Source organism: Agrobacterium sp. NPDC090283, from assembly GCF_044769685.1.
Classification (GTDB): Bacteria; Pseudomonadota; Alphaproteobacteria; order Rhizobiales; family Rhizobiaceae; genus Agrobacterium.
In genome coordinates this window covers 25298-41033 of sequence record NZ_JBIVYG010000025.1, presented here as the reverse complement: position 1 = coordinate 41033, position 15736 = coordinate 25298, and the positions used below count along the sequence as shown (strand labels likewise).

The 15736-nt window shown below is 60.9% G+C and carries 12 protein-coding genes; 8 read left to right on the top strand and 4 right to left on the bottom strand.

The window, feature by feature from the left end; genetic code table 11:
- Nucleotide 1: 1 nt before the first annotated feature.
- Nucleotides 2–1048, top strand: a complete 1047-nt coding sequence (locus tag ACIQUH_RS25395) for a glutathione synthase (RefSeq protein WP_400820391.1) — start codon at nucleotides 2–4, stop codon at nucleotides 1046–1048.
- Between the two features lie 2 nt (nucleotides 1049–1050).
- Here ACIQUH_RS25395 and ACIQUH_RS25390 read toward each other — a convergent pair whose 3' ends face one another.
- Together ACIQUH_RS25390 and ACIQUH_RS25385 are read right to left on the bottom strand one after the other, a co-directional pair.
- Complete coding sequence (locus ACIQUH_RS25390) at nucleotides 1051–2073, bottom strand: NAD-dependent epimerase (protein ID WP_400820389.1); 1023 nt, start codon at nucleotides 2071–2073, stop codon at nucleotides 1051–1053.
- Between the two features lie 82 nt (nucleotides 2074–2155).
- Nucleotides 2156–3487, bottom strand: a complete 1332-nt coding sequence (locus ACIQUH_RS25385) for a UDP-glucose dehydrogenase family protein (RefSeq protein WP_400820388.1) — start codon at nucleotides 3485–3487, stop codon at nucleotides 2156–2158.
- A 380-nt stretch (nucleotides 3488–3867) separates the two neighbouring features.
- Here ACIQUH_RS25385 and ACIQUH_RS25380 point away from each other — a divergent pair, with 380 nt between their 5' ends.
- Both ACIQUH_RS25380 and ACIQUH_RS25375 read left to right on the top strand, forming a co-directional pair.
- On the top strand, nucleotides 3868–4755 hold the full coding sequence (locus ACIQUH_RS25380; RefSeq protein WP_400820387.1) for a DMT family transporter: 888 nt from the start codon (nucleotides 3868–3870) through the stop codon (nucleotides 4753–4755).
- Nucleotides 4756–4858: 103 nt separating this feature from the next.
- A complete protein-coding gene (locus tag ACIQUH_RS25375; protein ID WP_400820385.1) occupies nucleotides 4859–5839 on the top strand; it encodes a glutathione S-transferase family protein in 981 nt (326 codons plus the stop codon).
- Between the two features lie 12 nt (nucleotides 5840–5851).
- On the opposite strand, the gene ACIQUH_RS25370 is transcribed toward ACIQUH_RS25375, so the two are convergent.
- The gene (locus tag ACIQUH_RS25370) at nucleotides 5852–6754 is read right to left on the bottom strand and encodes a LysR family transcriptional regulator (RefSeq protein ID WP_400820383.1); all 903 of its coding nucleotides are present in this window, start codon (nucleotides 6752–6754) and stop codon (nucleotides 5852–5854) included.
- A gap of 213 nt (nucleotides 6755–6967) precedes the next feature.
- On the opposite strand from ACIQUH_RS25370, the gene ACIQUH_RS25365 reads away from it, so the two are divergent.
- The 4 genes from ACIQUH_RS25365 (at nucleotide 6968) to ACIQUH_RS25350 (ending at nucleotide 11319) form a co-directional block, all read left to right on the top strand.
- Nucleotides 6968–8497, top strand: a complete 1530-nt coding sequence (locus ACIQUH_RS25365; RefSeq protein WP_400820381.1) for an aldehyde dehydrogenase family protein — start codon at nucleotides 6968–6970, stop codon at nucleotides 8495–8497.
- Between the two features lie 229 nt (nucleotides 8498–8726).
- Nucleotides 8727–9680 (top strand): aliphatic sulfonate ABC transporter substrate-binding protein, encoded by a 954-nt coding sequence (locus ACIQUH_RS25360; protein WP_400820378.1) that lies wholly within the window; start codon nucleotides 8727–8729, stop codon nucleotides 9678–9680.
- A gap of 20 nt (nucleotides 9681–9700) precedes the next feature.
- Nucleotides 9701–10480, top strand: coding sequence for an ABC transporter permease subunit (locus ACIQUH_RS25355; RefSeq protein WP_400820376.1), 780 nt, complete (start codon nucleotides 9701–9703; stop codon nucleotides 10478–10480).
- 8 nt (nucleotides 10481–10488) lie between these two features.
- Nucleotides 10489–11319 (top strand): ABC transporter ATP-binding protein, encoded by an 831-nt coding sequence (locus tag ACIQUH_RS25350; protein ID WP_400820374.1) that lies wholly within the window; start codon nucleotides 10489–10491, stop codon nucleotides 11317–11319.
- 38 nt (nucleotides 11320–11357) lie between these two features.
- On the opposite strand, the gene putA is transcribed toward ACIQUH_RS25350, so the two are convergent.
- The gene (gene putA, locus ACIQUH_RS25345; protein ID WP_400820372.1) at nucleotides 11358–15032 is read right to left on the bottom strand and encodes a trifunctional transcriptional regulator/proline dehydrogenase/L-glutamate gamma-semialdehyde dehydrogenase; all 3675 of its coding nucleotides are present in this window, start codon (nucleotides 15030–15032) and stop codon (nucleotides 11358–11360) included.
- Between the two features lie 175 nt (nucleotides 15033–15207).
- Between putA and ACIQUH_RS25340 the strand changes: the two genes are divergently transcribed.
- Nucleotides 15208–15678 (top strand): Lrp/AsnC ligand binding domain-containing protein, encoded by a 471-nt coding sequence (locus ACIQUH_RS25340; RefSeq protein ID WP_400820370.1) that lies wholly within the window; start codon nucleotides 15208–15210, stop codon nucleotides 15676–15678.
- Nucleotides 15679–15736: the final 58 nt, after the last annotated feature.

The window sequence follows — 15736 nt, the reverse complement described above, 5'->3', positions numbered from 1 at the left end:
CATGCGTATCGCATTTTTCGTCAATTCCATCGAAACCGAGGGACCGAACTACGCCACCGGCCTGCTGGCCATGGCCGCGCTCAATCGCGGCCATGAGGTGGTCTATCTGACGCCAGGCGATTTCACCTTGCGCTCGGATGACAGCCTGACAATCCATGCCACCGTGCTGCCGAAGACGAAATACAAGAAATCGGAAGGTTTCCACGCCGCACTTCAGGACAAGGCGCTGGAGCGACGCACCATGGATGTCGAGGAAATAGATGCGTTGATGCTGCGCAACGACCCCTCGCTCGACCAGACGACGCGGCCATGGGCGGTGCATGCCGGCATCCTGTTTGGCCGGCTCGCCGAACAGCGCGGTGTCGTGGTGCTGAACGATCCGGAAGGTCTGGCGCTGGCGCAGAACAAGCTCTATTTCCAGAGCTTTCCCGAAATCGTCCGCCCAACCACGATCATTTCGCGCAATGTCGAGGAAATCCGCGCCTTTGCCGATGCACATCCCAAGGGCGTCATCGTCAAGCCGTTGCAGGGCTCCGGCGGCAAGAACGTCTTCAAGATCGGCTCCAGCAAGGAGACCAATCTCAACCAGATTTTCGAGGCGGTGAGCCTGGAGGGCTATCTGATCGCGCAGGCCTATCTGCCGGCCGCCAAGGATGGCGATATCCGCTTCTTCATGATGAATGGCCGGCCGCTGATGCGGGATGGCAAATACGCCGCCCTTCGCCGCGTGCCGGCCAAGGGCGATCTGCGCTCCAATATCCATGCCCATGGCACGGCGGAGGCGGTGACGGTGACCGATGAAATCGTGGCGCTTGCCGAAATGGTGCGGCCAAAGCTGGTGGAGGACGGCATGTTCCTCGTCGGGCTCGATATTGTCGGCGACAAGATACTGGAAGTGAACGTGTTTTCGCCGGGCGGTCTTTCCAATATCCGCGATCTCACCGAAATGGATTTCAGCGACACGATCATCGAGGCCGTGGAAACCAAGATCGCCATGCAGAGCGCTTCCGGCGGCACCATCTCCAACCGCCTGCTGGCGACGTTGTGAGGTTATTCCCGTAACTCGGCCGGGTGCATTTCGCGATACCAGGCGACGAGGGCCTTGATGCCCTCCTCGACCGGGGTTTGCGGCACGTAGCCGGTCAGGGCTTTCAGAAGATCGGGCGAGGCGAAGGTGCGGGGAACATCGCCCTGCTGCATCGGCAGCATGTTGCGGATCGCGGGTTTCCCGACCGCCTTTTCGACCGTCTCGACGAAATGCATCAGTTCCACCGGCTGGCCGCCACCGATATTGACGACACGGAAGGGCGCGTGGCGTGAAAGCGTGTCGGTGACGCCTTCCTGCGTGACGCGGTTTTCCTCCGAAGGGATGATCTGGCTCAGCCGGACGATGCCTTCCACGAGGTCGTCGATATAGGTGAAATCGCGGCTCATATTGCCTTGCCCGTAAATATCGATCGGCCGGCCGTTGGAGACGGCGTCGACGAATTTGATCGGTGCCATATCCGGCCGCCCCCATGGGCCGTAGACCGTGAAGAAGCGAAAGGCGGTGGTGGGCAGCTTGTGCAGATGGGCATAGCTGTGCGCCATCAACTCCATCGACTTTTTGGTGGCGGCGTAGAGCGTCATCGGCTCGTCGGCCTTGTCGCTCTCCGCGAAGGGAATTTTTTCATTGGCGCCGTAGATGGAGGAGGTCGAGGCCAGCATCAGGTGCTTGACATCAAGGCTTCTGGCAAGCTCCAGCATGTTGAACGAGCCGATGAGATTGGAATCGATATAGGCGCGCGGATTTTCAAGGCTGTAACGAACGCCCGCCTGTGCGGCGAGGTGGATGATGATCTCAGGTTCGGCGGCCTCAGCGGCCCGCTTCAGCGCATCCGTATCTTCCAGCATGCCGATTTCGGCCCGGAAGCCGTTGGAGCGGGAAAGAATGGCGTGGCGTTTTTCCTTGAGGCTGACATCGTAATATTTCGTCATGCCGTCAAAACCGGTCACGAAATGGCCGGCATCCAGCAGCCGCTTCGCAACGTAAAAGCCGATGAAGCCTGCTGTGCCGGTAACCAGATAACGCATGATTATATCCCGAATCCGTTGGTGCGTTTGCGGTTTAACCGAAGCGCAGAAAACCTCTTGATGAAATTGCGAAGCGAAACCCCTAAGCGCCGTTACCGGTGCTGCCTTCGTGCGGGCGACCGACCGCGGCATAGATGAAGCCATGTGCGGCGACTTCATCCGTGCGATAGATATTACGCAGGTCCACCAGAACCGGATGTTTCATGATCGCCTTCAGGCGCGGCAGGTCGAGCGCGCGGAACTGGTTCCATTCCGTCACGATCACGACGGCGTCGGCGCCTTCCGCTGCCTCGTAGGGGCCCGAAGCATAGTCGATGTCTTCCATCAGATGGCGGGCATTCGCCATGCCTTCCGGATCGTAACCGACCACTTTCGCACCGCCGTCCTGCAGGGTCTGGATGATGGCGATGGCCGGGCTGTCGCGCATGTCGTCGGTGTTTGGCTTGAAGGTGAGGCCAAGCACGGCGATCTTCTTGCCGCGCACATCGCCACCCACGGCGTTGATGACCTTGCGACCCATGGCGCGCTTGCGGTTGTCGTTTATGGCGATTGTGGTCTCGATCAGCCGCACCGGCGCATCATAATCCTGCGCGGTCTTGGCAAGCGCCAGCGTGTCCTTCGGGAAACAGGAGCCGCCATAACCAGGGCCGGCATGCAGGAATTTCGAGCCGATACGGCCATCGAGTCCAATGCCGCGCGACACGTCCTGCACATTGGCGCCGACCTTCTCGCAGAGGTCGGCCATCTCGTTGATGAAGGTGATCTTCATCGCCAGAAAGGCATTGGCGGCATATTTGATCAGTTCTGAAGCACGCCTCGTAGTGAAGAGCAGCGGCGACTGGTTGAGGTAAAGCGGGCGGTAAACCTCCGTCATCACGGGGCGGGCGCGCTCATCCGAAAGGCCGACGACGATGCGGTCCGGCCGCTTGAAATCCTCGATGGCGGCCCCTTCGCGCAGGAACTCCGGATTGGAGACGACAGCGAAATCGGCCGAGGGGTTTTCCTCGCGGATGATGCGTTCCACCTCGTCGCCGGTGCCGACGGGAACGGTGGATTTGGTGACGATGACCGTGAAGCCATCGAGCGCATGGGCGATCTCTTTCGCCGCCGCATAGACATAACCGAGATCGGCATGGCCATCGCCGCGTCGCGAGGGCGTGCCGACCGCGATGAAGACGACATCGGCATTGGCGACAGCTGCGGAAAGATCTGTCGTGAAGCTCAGCCGGCCGGCCTTGGCATTGTTGGCAACGATGGTTTCCAGCCCCGGCTCGAAGATCGGAATATGGCCACTTTTCAAAGCCTCGATCTTCTCCGGCATCTTGTCGACGCAAACCACGTCATGGCCGAAATCCGCAAAACACGCGCCGGACACAAGGCCGACATAACCCGAACCGATCATCACAATCCGCATTCTTTTTCCTTTCGGTTAGCGAGGCCATGTTAACGCGGCAGCACCGGCCGGGGAAATCGGCGGGTGAAAAATCGCATGATATATTTAGCCGCCTTCATGCCCGTCGCCAAGCGCCACGATCAACACCGGCTAACCTCTTTCCATGACGGTGATGTGATGGCCATGGCGGGACAAATTTGCCGCACCTTGCGGCCATTTGCACCGGCGGCGTCCAATCGGGCAATTTTGCCGTTTTTGCGGCTTGCACTCATAGGTAGCCGGGTCTAGCCATAGGGGTGAGGATCAAATCTGCCAGACTGACTGCCCTTTTAATGGGTGCTCGGGTCGCGTCACGCGGCCGGGGGATGCTTTGCATTGCGGTCGATGTTCGGGGAAGTCAAATGCAAAAGGGTTTTCTGCTCGGTCTGTTCGCTTATGCGACCTTTTCCATGGGCGATGCCACGATCAAATCGCTTGGGTCACAGATCAGCGTTTTCGAGATCGGCTTTTTCAGCATTCTTTTCTCCGGCATCTTCATCTTCTTCAGCAAACCGCGCGAGGAAAGGTGGCGCGAATTTTGGCGCATGAGCCGGCCCTTTGCGGTGCATGGGCGCGCCATTTCCGGTCTCTTCGCCGGTATTTTCGGCATCTATGCCTTCACCACCATTCCGCTGGCGGAAGCCTATGCGCTGATCTTCCTGTCGCCGCTTTTCGTAACAGTTCTGTCCGCCGTGGTCCTGAAGGAGAGTATCGGCCCATGGCGCTGGGCGGCGGTTCTGGCCGGTATCGTCGGCGTCATCCTTGTCGTGCGGCCGGGCTTCAAGACACTGGAACTCGGGCATATCGCCGCCATCGGCGTAGCCTTCCTGGCGGCCATGACCATCGTGCTTTTGCGCTCGCTTGCGGGCAAGGAAAAGCGCACCTCCATCATGGGTGTGCTGCTGATTTATGGCCTGACTTTCAACGGCATCGCTTCCATTCCCGATTTCGTCATGCCCAACCTGCACCAGCTTCTCGCCTTCGCCTTCATAGGCCTCTGCACGGCGACGGGACAGATCACTCTTCTGGTCGCAACCCGCATCGCGCCCGCAAGCCAGATCGCGCCCTCGCATTATTCTCAGATCCTCTGGGCGGTGGCGATCGGCATGACCTTCTTTCACGAATATCCCGATGCCATCGCGGTGCTGGGTCTCGCCGTCATCGCCGCTTCGGGACTTCTGACGATGATCCGCGAAAAAGTCAGGCTCGGCACCGTGCGCTGGAACCCGTTTTTCCGCAATCGCCTTTGAATGCATCCGCCGATCGGAAACAGTGCGTCAACCGAAGCGCGGCTTGTCGGCCGCCGGTCAACCGGCTCATAAGGCGTTCATCGACAGATGAACGGAGAGCACAATGCTCGTTGATGGAAAATGGACCGCCGAATGGCATCCGGTGCAGGCGACCGACAAGAAGGGCGGCTTCGTTCGCCAGACCTCCGGCTTCCGCAACTGGGTGACGCCTGACGGTTCGGCAGGGCCGACGGGTGAGGGCGGTTTTGCGGCCGAGGCCGGCCGCTATCATCTCTATGTCGCGCTGATCTGCCCCTGGGCATCGCGCACGCTGATCGGCCGGAAGCTGAAGAAGCTTGAAGACGTGATTTCCGTTTCCGTGGTAGAGCCGGCGCTTTCCGACGAGGGCTGGAAATTCGGCGACTATCCGGGAGCGGATCGCGACGGGCTGAATGGCTTTACCTATATGCATGAGGCCTATACCAGCGCCGATCCGTATTATACCGGCCGCGCCACCGTGCCGGTTCTGTGGGACAGAAAGACAAAAACCATCGTTAATAACGAATCCGCCGATATTCTGCGCATGCTGAATTCCGGTTTCGGCGCTCTCGCCGATAACGCGATTGACCTTTATCCCGAGGAGTTGCGAGTCGAGATCGACGCGCTCAACGATCACATCTATCCCCGTCTCAATAACGGCGTCTACAGAACCGGTTTTGCCACCACTCAAGGAGCCTATGAGGAAGCTTTCGCCGAGGTCTTCGCGACGCTCGATGAGCTTGAGACGCGGCTGGCGACCGGCGGGCCTTTCCTGTTCGGCGATCGTCTGACCGAAACGGATGTCCGGCTTTTCGTAACGCTGGTGCGTTTCGATGCAGCCTATTATGGCCTGTTCAAATGCAATCTCCGCCGCATCGCCGATTATCCCGCGCTGCAGGCCTATATGATGCGGGTGCTGAATGTTCCCGGCGTGCGCGATACGGTCAATATCGATCACATCAAACGCGGTTATTATTCGATAAAGGCGCTCAATCCGACCCGGATCGTACCCGTTGGTCCCGACCTTCCGGGTCTGGATGACGTCTCCTTCCGCTCTGCGAACTGAGCCAGTGACGGCCTAGACCGGCTTGCCGACCTGATCGAGCAGCCAGGCCTGAAAGGCGCGCGCAAGCGCGTTGTCCTGACGTCCTTCCGGCAGGGCGACATAATAGCTCTTGTCGGTTTGCAGGGGGATGTCGAAGACAATTTCGAGGCGGCCGGATGAGAGTTCCGCCTCGATTAGATATCTCGGCAGAAGAGCAAAACCGATGCCGCTCGCGGCGGCTTCGATGATCATCGAAAACTGGTCGAAACGGCTGCCCTGATAGGCATTGTCTGCCGTCACCCCGTTCATTTCCAACCATTCCGTCCAGAGTTTCGGCCGCGTCGTGACGTGCAGCAACGGTTGTCCGGCCAGATCCTGCGCCTGGTTCACGCCGGCGCGGCGGATAAGGGCGGGGCTGGCAACCGGCACGATCACCTCGTTGCATAAGAACGTGCAGGTGCCGTGTGCCCAGATTGGCTGGCCATAATGAATGGCGAGATCGAAACCTTCCTCATCAAAATCGAAGGGATGCGAACGCGAGCCGATCGTGATCGTCATATCAGGGTTGGCATCGATGAAGCGGTGCAGGCGCGGCATCAGCCAGCGGCTTCCGAATGTCGGCAGTGTCGCGACGGAAAGGGATGCATGCGATGTTCCGGCAGAAACCGCACGCACCATCAGCTGTTCGGATTGCTGCAACAGGCGCCGCACATCGGGCAGGAACTTGCGCCCGGCTTCCGAAAGCACGACCCGCCGGCGGATGCGCTCGAACAGCTGCATTCCGGTCTGCGCCTCCAGCTCGCCGATCTGCCGGCTCACCGCGCTCTGCGTGAGGTTGAGTTCTTCGGCCGCGCGCGTAAAATTGCCATGCCGTGCCGCGCATTCGAACGCCTGCAGGGTGACGATATCGGGGACCAGTCTTCTGCGCGGATCCATTCCATTCTCGCATCAACTTACCCGCTTTCCTCATTGGAAAAGGGTCGTTATGGCCATATATGATTACGGGAAAGAATGGAACGGTGTTTTCCGGCCTTGTCGGGCCCAGTTTCAGATAACGAATGAAAAATTCGGGGAAAGATAGAGTGACGGGAGTTGAAAGCGCCGTATCCACACGGCCTTTCCTCCCTTTCAACCAAAAGGACGATGGACATGGATGCGATGACGAAGCTTGACGTGAAACAGGAAGCCGCGGCTCTGCTCGACAGGATGGGTGTTGCCCGCGATCTTTATACCGGCGGCGACATGGCGTCCTTCAGCCCTGTCACGGGTGAGCAGATCGCGAGCCTCAAGACCGTTTCGGTCGACGGTGTCGCGGCCGTGGTCGACAAGGCTGACGCGGCCTTCAAGGTCTGGCGTAATGTGCCGGCGCCCCGCCGTGGCGAGTTGATCCGCCTGCTCGGCGAAGAACTGCGCGCCTTCAAGACCGATCTCGGCCGTCTCGTTTCGCTGGAAGCGGGCAAGATCCCGTCCGAAGGTCTCGGTGAAGTGCAGGAGATGATCGATATCTGCGATTTCGCCGTCGGTCTTTCCCGCCAGCTTTACGGTCTCACCATCGCCACCGAACGCCCCGGCCACCGCATGATGGAAACCTGGCATCCGCTTGGCGTCGTCGGCGTCATCTCGGCCTTCAATTTCCCCGTTGCCGTCTGGTCGTGGAATGCCGCACTTGCCCTCGTCTGCGGTAATTCGGTGGTCTGGAAGCCTTCGGAGAAGACCCCGCTGACGGCCCTTGCCGTGCAGGGCATCTTCGAGCGCGCCGTCGCCCGCTTTGGCGATGCGCCGGAAGGTCTGTCGCAACTGCTGATCGGTGACCGCGCCGTGGGTGAAGCCATGGTGGACAATGCCAAGGTGCCGCTCGTCTCCGCCACCGGTTCCACCCGCATGGGCCGTGATGTCGGCCCGCGTCTGGCCAAGCGTTTTGCCCGCGCCATTCTGGAACTCGGCGGCAACAATGCCGGCATCGTCTGCCCGTCTGCCGATCTCGACATGGCGCTGCGCGCCATCGCCTTCGGTGCCATGGGTACCGCCGGCCAGCGCTGCACCACGCTTCGCCGCCTTTTCGTGCATGACAGCGTTTATGACGAACTCGTGCCGCGCCTGAAGAAGGCTTATGCCTCCGTCTCCGTCGGCAATCCGCTGGAAAGCTCCGCACTCGTCGGCCCGCTGGTCGACAAGGCGGCCTTTGACGGCATGCAAAAGGCGCTCGAGGCTGCCAAGGCGGCCGGTGGCGTGGTGAATGGCGGCGGCCGCGTGGATACCGGCGCGGCAGACGCCTATTACGTGAAGCCGGCACTGGTCGAAATGCCGAAGCAGGTTGGCCCCGTTCTGGAAGAGACCTTCGCGCCGATCCTCTATGTCATGAAATACAGCGATCTCGATCAGGCGATCGACGCCCATAACGCCGTTGCTGCCGGTCTTTCCTCGTCGATCTTTACCCGCGACATGCAGGAATCGGAGCGTTTCCTGTCGTCGGAAGGCTCGGATTGCGGCATCGCCAACGTCAATATCGGCACATCCGGTGCTGAAATCGGTGGCGCCTTCGGCGGTGAAAAGGAAACCGGTGGTGGCCGTGAATCCGGTTCGGATTCCTGGAAGGCCTATATGCGCCGGGCGACCAACACCATCAACTATTCCAAGTCGCTGCCGTTGGCGCAGGGCGTTTCCTTCGATATCGAATAGGCCAATCACACGATGATTGATGCATATGCCGGCGCCTTGTGCGCCGGCGTTTTCATTTGGGGCCAAAAATAAGCCGCTGCCAATATTTGCGGAAAAGCCTTACGGTAGCGGAATTTTATTCCCGCGATATCAGTCATATTGAATTATTGTCTCTCTATCGTTTTTATTGAAAACCCTAGCATTGCTCCATATCGCAGACCGGCCAGTGGGGCTGGTGATAGGAGATGAAATGCCAGCCATGACCCGACGCGCCCTTTCCGCCGGTCTTATCGCCGCCGCCGCCTTTTCAACGCTGGCCTTCGCCGCGCAGGCTGCGGAAGAGCTGAAGATCGGTTATCAGAAAACCGGCCTGCCTGTTATCGCAAGGCAGCAGGGCGTCATCGAAAAGGCGCTCGAGGCCAAGGGTGTGAAGGTATCCTGGGTGGAGTTCACGGCGGGCCCGCCGCTGGTGGAGGCTCTGAATGTCGGTTCCATCAATGTCGGCTGGACGGGCGACGCACCGCCGATTTTCGGACAGGCGGCGGGTTCGGCCATTGTTTATGTCGCGGCGCTTCCTTCGAACGGCAAGGGCGAGGCGATCTTTGCCAAGCCTGAAAGCGGTATCAAGTCGGTTGCCGATCTCAAGGGAAAGAAGGTCGGTGTCGGCAAGGGCACCAGTGCCCATAATTTACTGGTCGCGGCGCTGGAGAAAAACGGCCTGAAATTCAGCGATATCGAGGTGACCTATCTTAGCCCGGCCGATGCCGCGGCCGCTTTCGCCAGCGACAAGATCGATGCCTGGGCCGTCTGGGATCCGTTCTACGCGATTGCCGAAACCCGCTACAAGCCGGTGACCCTTGCCCGCACCAGCGACGTTCTGGATGTCAGCACCTATTTCCTCGCCAATCGCGACTATGCCAAATCCCATGCCGATACCATCAACACCACCATCGACGCGCTTGGCGAGGCGGCAAAATGGTCTGCCGCCAACCGCGACAAGGTGGCCGCAGCGCTGCATGAGGTGACGGGCGTTCCGCTGGAGGCGCAGACGCTCGCCGCCAACCGCTCGGAATTCGGCATCGTAAAGATCGACGACAAGATCGTCGCCAGCCAGCAGGAAACCGCCGACCGCTTTTATCGCCTTGGCCTCATCCCGAAACAGATCAGCATCAAGGATGCCGTCTGGTCGGGCGCGACCAACTGAGCCGGACCGGAGGGGATGCCATGAGCACTCGAAAGCGTATCGAGATAGGTGGCGCCACCGGCTGGCTGCTTCCCGCCCTCATTCTTGCTGGCTGGGAGGTGGCGGCGCGTGTCGGCCTGATTTCCGCCAATGTGCTGCCGGCCCCCTCCGCTGTCGCGGAAGCCTTCTGGCGGCTTCTGCTCTCAGGTGAGCTTGTCGCCAATATCGGTGTCAGTTCCGCCCGCGCACTGGCCGGCTTCGCCATTGGCGGCTCCATCGGTTTCATCTTCGGGCTCGCCAATGGCCTGTCGAGATTTTCCCGCAGTTTCACCGATACGACACTGCAGATGATCCGCAATATCCCACATCTGGCGCTCATTCCGCTCGTCATCCTGTGGTTCGGCATAGACGAGGAAGCGAAGCTCTTTCTCGTCGCGCTCGGGGTCTTCTTCCCGATCTACATCAATACGCTGCTCGGCATTCAGGGGGTCGATCCGCAACTGGTCGAGATGGGCCGCACCTACGGCATGTCGCCCTTCACGCTGTTTCGGCGGGTGATCCTGCCCGGCGCACTGCCGGCCATCTTCACCGGCCTGCGTTATGCGCTCGGCATCATGTGGCTGACCTTGATCGTGGCAGAAACCATCTCCTCGTCTTCCGGCCTCGGCTATATGGCCATGCAGGCGCGCGAATTCCTGCTGATCGATGTCGTTGTGCTGTCGATCCTCATCTATGCGCTTCTCGGCAAGCTCGCCGACAGTTTCGCCCGCTTCCTCGAAAGCATCTTCCTGCAATGGCATCCAGCCTTCAAGAAAGTCTGAGGTAACCCATGTCGACCGGTAATGTGACGACGCTGAGACGCCCGGATGCTCCCCCATCTCTTCCGTCCGGAACGGAGGCGAAGATCGAACACCGTGCCAAACCGGCTGAAGGCAAGGTCGCCTTCAGCTTCCGCAACGTCACGAAGAGCTTCGGCGACAAGCCGGTCCTGCGCGGCATCGATCTCGATGTGCGGGAAGGCGAGTTTCTGGCCGTCATCGGCAAGAGCGGCTGCGGCAAGAGCACGCTTTTGCGCATTCTGGCGGGCCTTGATACGCCGACGACCGGAACAGTCTCGAAAGACCCTTCGGACCGTACACGCATGATGTTTCAGGAGCCGCGCCTTCTGCCGTGGGAGCGGATCGCGAATAATGTCTCCGTCGGCCTCACCGGCATAGCCAAGGGCGAAGCTGCAAGGGAGCAGGCACTCGGCATTCTCGATGAGGTCGGTCTCAAGGACCGGGCGGGTGAGTGGCCCTATGTGCTCTCCGGCGGCCAGAAGCAGCGTGTGGCGCTGGCCCGCGCCCTTGTCGCCCATCCGCAGATTCTGGCACTGGACGAGCCGCTCGGCGCGCTCGATGCGCTCACCCGCATCGAAATGCAGCTTCTGCTGGAGCGTATCTGGCGCAAGCAGAAATTCACCGCCGTGCTTGTCACCCATGATGTCTCGGAAGCCGTGGCGCTTGCGGATCGCATCGTCGTCATCGATGAGGGGCGCATCGCGCTTGATCTCGATGTGAAGCTGCCGCGCCCGCGCCGCCATGGCACGCCGGAATTCGCAAGGCTGGAAGAACAGGTTCTGAACCAGCTCTTCGGCCGTGGCGAGATTACCGGACAATAGGTGGTGCGGCAGGGCCGAGACCCTGCCGGGACCATTTTTTAGCCAATGCTCATCAGGCTGGCATTGCCGCCGGCGGCCGTGGTGTTGACGCTAACGGAAACCTCTTCCACCAGCCAGTCCAGAGTATAGGGCTGGCTTTCGCCGGAAAGCGCGTCCGTCGTGGCGGCCTGAACGAGAACCAGCGGGCCGGGCAGGGCGGCGATCTTCCTGTTGATCGCAATCACGCGCTCCGGGTCGCCCTCGACCAGCGCGCCGGCGAAGGGCGCTGATTTTTCCCAGTCATCGGCCCAGACGATACGCGAGGTGACGGTTGCCGGCAGGCCGTAGATTGCCTTTTCCAGCCCTGAAGCATTGTCGATGACAACCGAGTTTCCGGTGGAGAGTGCGGCCGCAAGCTGGCGGTAAAGCCCCTGTTCGGTCGCCGGCACCAGCAGGACCTTGCCGCGCGGATGCAGCGCATAGACATTGCGCTCGCCGACCGGCCCGGCCAGCTCGGTCTCGAAGCCGAGGCCGGAAAGTGCTGCCGCCTGCCGTGCGGCTTCGGCCGCGACGGTCTGACCATTTTCATCCAGCCAGCGGGCGAGATCGACCGCGGCCTGATCCTGCTGGCTGGCGATGCGGTCGATCTTCGGCGCTTTCTCGGTCATGCGGCCGAGATAAAGCGGGCCGCCGGCCTTGGGGCCGGTGCCGGAAAGGCCACGCCCGCCAAAGGGCTGCACACCGACCACCGCGCCGATGATGTTGCGGTTCACATAAAGATTGCCGGCCGCAACGCGGGAGAGGACATGCTGGATCGTATCGTCGAGACGCGTATGCAGTCCGAAGGTCAGGCCGTAGCCGGTGGCGTTGATCTCGTCGATCAGCCGGTCGAGATTATCGCGCTTGAAGCGGATGACGTGCAGCACCGGCCCGAAGACCTCGCGCTTCAGATCGGCGAGCGATTTCATCTCGATGATGGTCGGCGGCACGAATGTGCCCTTGCCGGTCTCCCCGGTAAGCGCGATCTGTTCGATCCGGTGGCCGAGCGACCGCATGCCGTCGATGTGCTTTTCGATGATGCCTTTGGCCTCGGCGGTGATGACCGGGCCGACATCGACCGAAAGTCGATCCGTGCGGCCGATGCGCAATTCATGCAGCGCGCCTTTCAGCATGGTCAGCGTGCGGTCTGCCACGTCTTCCTGCAGGCAAAGGATGCGCAGTGCCGAGCAGCGCTGCCCGGCACTGTCGAAGGCGGATGCGATGACATCGGCGACGACCTGCTCGGCGAGCGCCGAGGAATCGACGATCATGGCGTTCTGGCCGCCGGTTTCGGCAATCAGCGGCACCGGCTGGCCATTGGCCAGAACCCGGCCGGCAAGCTGGCCCTGAATGAGCCGCGCTACCTCCGTCGAGCCGGTGAACATCACGCCCGCTGTCAGTGACGAGCCGACCAGCGCCGCACCCGTCTTGCCATCGCCCGGCAGAAGCTGCACGGCGTCTTGCGGAACGCCCGCCTCATGCAGCAGGCGCACGCCCTGTGCGGCGATCAGCGGGGTCTCTTCGGCCGGCTTTGCCAGAACCGGGTTGCCGGCAACCAGTGCTGCCGTCACCTGCCCAATGAAGATGGCAAACGGGAAGTTCCAGGGACTGATGCAGACGACCGGACCGAGCGGCGTTTCGCCGGCCTTGAAATTCCTGCGGGCTTCCGCCGCGTAATAACGCAGGAAGTCGATGGCCTCGCGCACTTCGGCAATGGCGTTGGGCATGGATTTTCCCGCCTCGCGCATGATGAGCCCGAGCAGCGCAGGCATTTCGGCCTGCATGGCGTCAGCCGCACGTTCCAGGCAGGCGGCGCGGTCTTCCACCGGAGTGGAGGGCCAGCTTGAAGCCGCCGCCCGCTGCATGGCCGCTTCGACATCGGCCTGCGTCGGCTCGGTCACATGACCGACGATATCGCTGTGGTCGCCGGGGTTGAGGACCGGGCGTGTCTGGCCGCCCGCCTGTGGCGCGGCAGCCTTCCATTCCGTTGCGGCGCCTGCCTTCAGGGTCTTGTCGAGGGCGGAGAGCGTGGTTTCACTGGAAAGGTCGAGGCCGGCGGAATTTTTCCGCTCTGGGCCGAAGAGACCTGCGGGTGCAGCGATGCGATCGTGGCGTGCGCCGGGAACGGCATAGGCCTTGACCACCGCGACCGGGTCTTCCAGCAGGGAATCGACCGGCACGGCCGGATCGGCAATACGGTTGACGAAGGAGGAATTCGCACCGTTTTCCAGCAAGCGGCGGACGAGATAGGCGAGCAGCGTTTCGTGGGTGCCGACCGGGGCGTAAAAACGGCAGGGCCGGTCAAGCTTCTTTTTGCCGACGACCTCGCTGTAAAGTGGTTCGCCCATGCCGTGCAGGCACTGGAATTCATAGTCGCCGAGTTTGAAATCGGGGCCGGCGAGGTGATAGATGGTCGCCATTGACTGCGCATTGTGGGTCGCAAATTGCGGGAAGACCAGATCGCGCGCGTCGAGCAGCTTGCGGGCGCAGGCGATGTAGGAGACATCCGTGTGCACCTTGCGGGTGAAGACCGGGAAGTCTTCCAGCCCCTCCACCTGCGCGCGTTTGATTTCCGCATCCCAATAGGCGCCCTTGACGAGACGCACCATGATGCGGCGTCCCGAACGGCGGGCGAGATCGATGATGTAATCGAGAACGAAGGGGCAGCGGCGGCCATAGGCCTGCACCACGAAACCGAGGCCGTTCCAGCCGGCAAGGTCCTTGTCCAGCGCCAGTTCTTCGAGAAGATCGAGCGACAGTTCCAGCCGGTCGGCTTCTTCCGCATCGATATTGAGGCCGATATCGTATTTTTTGCTGAGCAGCATCAGCGATTTGACGCGCGGCAGAAGCTCCGCCATCACCCGCTCGGCCTGAGCACGGGCGTAACGCGGATGCAGCGCCGAAAGCTTGATGGAAATGCCCGGCCCGCCATAGATGCCGCGGCCGGCAGACGCCTTGCCGATGGCATGGATGGCGTTTTCATAATCCTTGTAATAACGCTCCGCATCCTTGGCGGTCGTCGCGGCTTCGCCCAGCATGTCGTAGGAATATTGGAAGCCCTGCTCCTCAAGCGGCTTGGAGCGTTTGATCGCTTCGCCGATGGTCTCGCCGGTGACGAATTGCTCGCCCATCATGCGCATGGCCATATCAACGCCGCGGCGGATGACGGGTTCGCCGGCGCGAGCGATCAGCTTGGTCAGCGCCGCCGAAAGGCCGCTGTCATTGACCGTCGAGGTCAGCTTGCCGGTGATGACGAGGCCCCACGTAGCGGCATTAACGAACAGCGAGCGCCCGCCGCCGATGTGGGACTTCCAGTCACCGCGCGCGATCTTGTCGCGGATCAGCGCATCCCGGGTGGCGGTGTCGGGAATGCGCAGCAGCGCTTCGGCAAGGCACATCAACGCCACGCCCTCATGGCTGGAGAGCGAATATTCCTGCACCAGCCCTTCAACGCCGGTGCCCTTGGTCTTGGCGCGCAGCGCCTCGATCAGCCTGCGTGCCGTGGCGCGAATGGCTTTCGCCTCTTCCGCCGTCACCGTTGCCGCCTCAATGAGCGGCGCCAGGCATTCTTCCTCCGGGCGGCGATAGGCGGCGGTGATCGCCTTGCGCAGCAGGCTCTGTTCGCGCACCTGCGGCGCAAAATTCTGGAAAATACCGTTCGCCACTACACCGGCGTTGCTTGCACCATCGGCCATTCTGAAAATCCTGAAAACGCTGTTGAAGACAGACCTTCGGCGGCCGCGTGTCCTCCGCCCGCCGCTTCTCATCCTGGCACAGACAATATCATCACCGCAGAAATTGCTATGGCCCTATTTTCAGGATAAAACAGGCAATATGAACTTTTATTTTTGAGATATGGCGTTAAATCACATGGCAAATAGTCATAAAGCAGACGATCTGGACCACTTCGATCTCAAGATCCTCGAGGCGCTCAGCGAAGACGGGCGCATGTCCGTATTGCAACTCTCAAAAACGGTCGGCCTTTCCAAGACGCCCTGCCAGACGCGGCTGAAGCGGCTGGTGGATGAGGGCTATATTCTTGGCTTCCGCGCCGTGCTCAACCCGCAAAAGCTCGGCGTCGACCATATCGCCTTCGCCGAAGTCAAGCTTTCCGATACGCGGGAAAAGGCGCTGGAGGAATTCAACACGGCGGTGCGCAAGATCAAGGAGGTGGAGGAGTGCCACATGATCGCCGGCGCCTTTGATTACCTCCTGAAGGTGCGCACCAGCGACATCCGCAAATACCGAAGGGTGCTCGGGGAAAAAATCTCGAGCCTGCCGTCCGTCGCCAACACCTCGACCTTCGTGGTCATGCAGTCGGTGAAGGAAACCGGTATCTAAAAAGCGGATATGGAAAAACGGGCAGACGCGAGCCTGCCCGTTTCTTACTGTCCGAGTT

What these genes read in the sequence shown, in the direction of transcription:
- ACIQUH_RS25355 (WP_400820376.1), top strand. Translation starts at nt 9,701, where the DNA reads ATGAGCACTCGAAAGCGTATCGAGATAGGTGGCGCCACCGGCTGGCTG.
- ACIQUH_RS25350 (WP_400820374.1), top strand. Translation starts at nt 10,489, where the DNA reads ATGTCGACCGGTAATGTGACGACGCTGAGACGCCCGGATGCTCCCCCA.
- ACIQUH_RS25380 (WP_400820387.1), top strand. Translation starts at nt 3,868, where the DNA reads ATGCAAAAGGGTTTTCTGCTCGGTCTGTTCGCTTATGCGACCTTTTCC.
- ACIQUH_RS25395 (WP_400820391.1), top strand. Translation starts at nt 2, where the DNA reads ATGCGTATCGCATTTTTCGTCAATTCCATCGAAACCGAGGGACCGAAC.
- ACIQUH_RS25365 (WP_400820381.1), top strand. Translation starts at nt 6,968, where the DNA reads ATGGATGCGATGACGAAGCTTGACGTGAAACAGGAAGCCGCGGCTCTG.
- ACIQUH_RS25340 (WP_400820370.1), top strand. Translation starts at nt 15,208, where the DNA reads ATGGCAAATAGTCATAAAGCAGACGATCTGGACCACTTCGATCTCAAG.
- putA (WP_400820372.1), bottom strand. Translation starts at nt 15,032, where the DNA reads ATGGCCGATGGTGCAAGCAACGCCGGTGTAGTGGCGAACGGTATTTTC.
- ACIQUH_RS25360 (WP_400820378.1), top strand. Translation starts at nt 8,727, where the DNA reads ATGCCAGCCATGACCCGACGCGCCCTTTCCGCCGGTCTTATCGCCGCC.
- ACIQUH_RS25375 (WP_400820385.1), top strand. Translation starts at nt 4,859, where the DNA reads ATGCTCGTTGATGGAAAATGGACCGCCGAATGGCATCCGGTGCAGGCG.
- ACIQUH_RS25385 (WP_400820388.1), bottom strand. Translation starts at nt 3,487, where the DNA reads ATGCGGATTGTGATGATCGGTTCGGGTTATGTCGGCCTTGTGTCCGGC.
- ACIQUH_RS25370 (WP_400820383.1), bottom strand. Translation starts at nt 6,754, where the DNA reads ATGGATCCGCGCAGAAGACTGGTCCCCGATATCGTCACCCTGCAGGCG.
- ACIQUH_RS25390 (WP_400820389.1), bottom strand. Translation starts at nt 2,073, where the DNA reads ATGCGTTATCTGGTTACCGGCACAGCAGGCTTCATCGGCTTTTACGTT.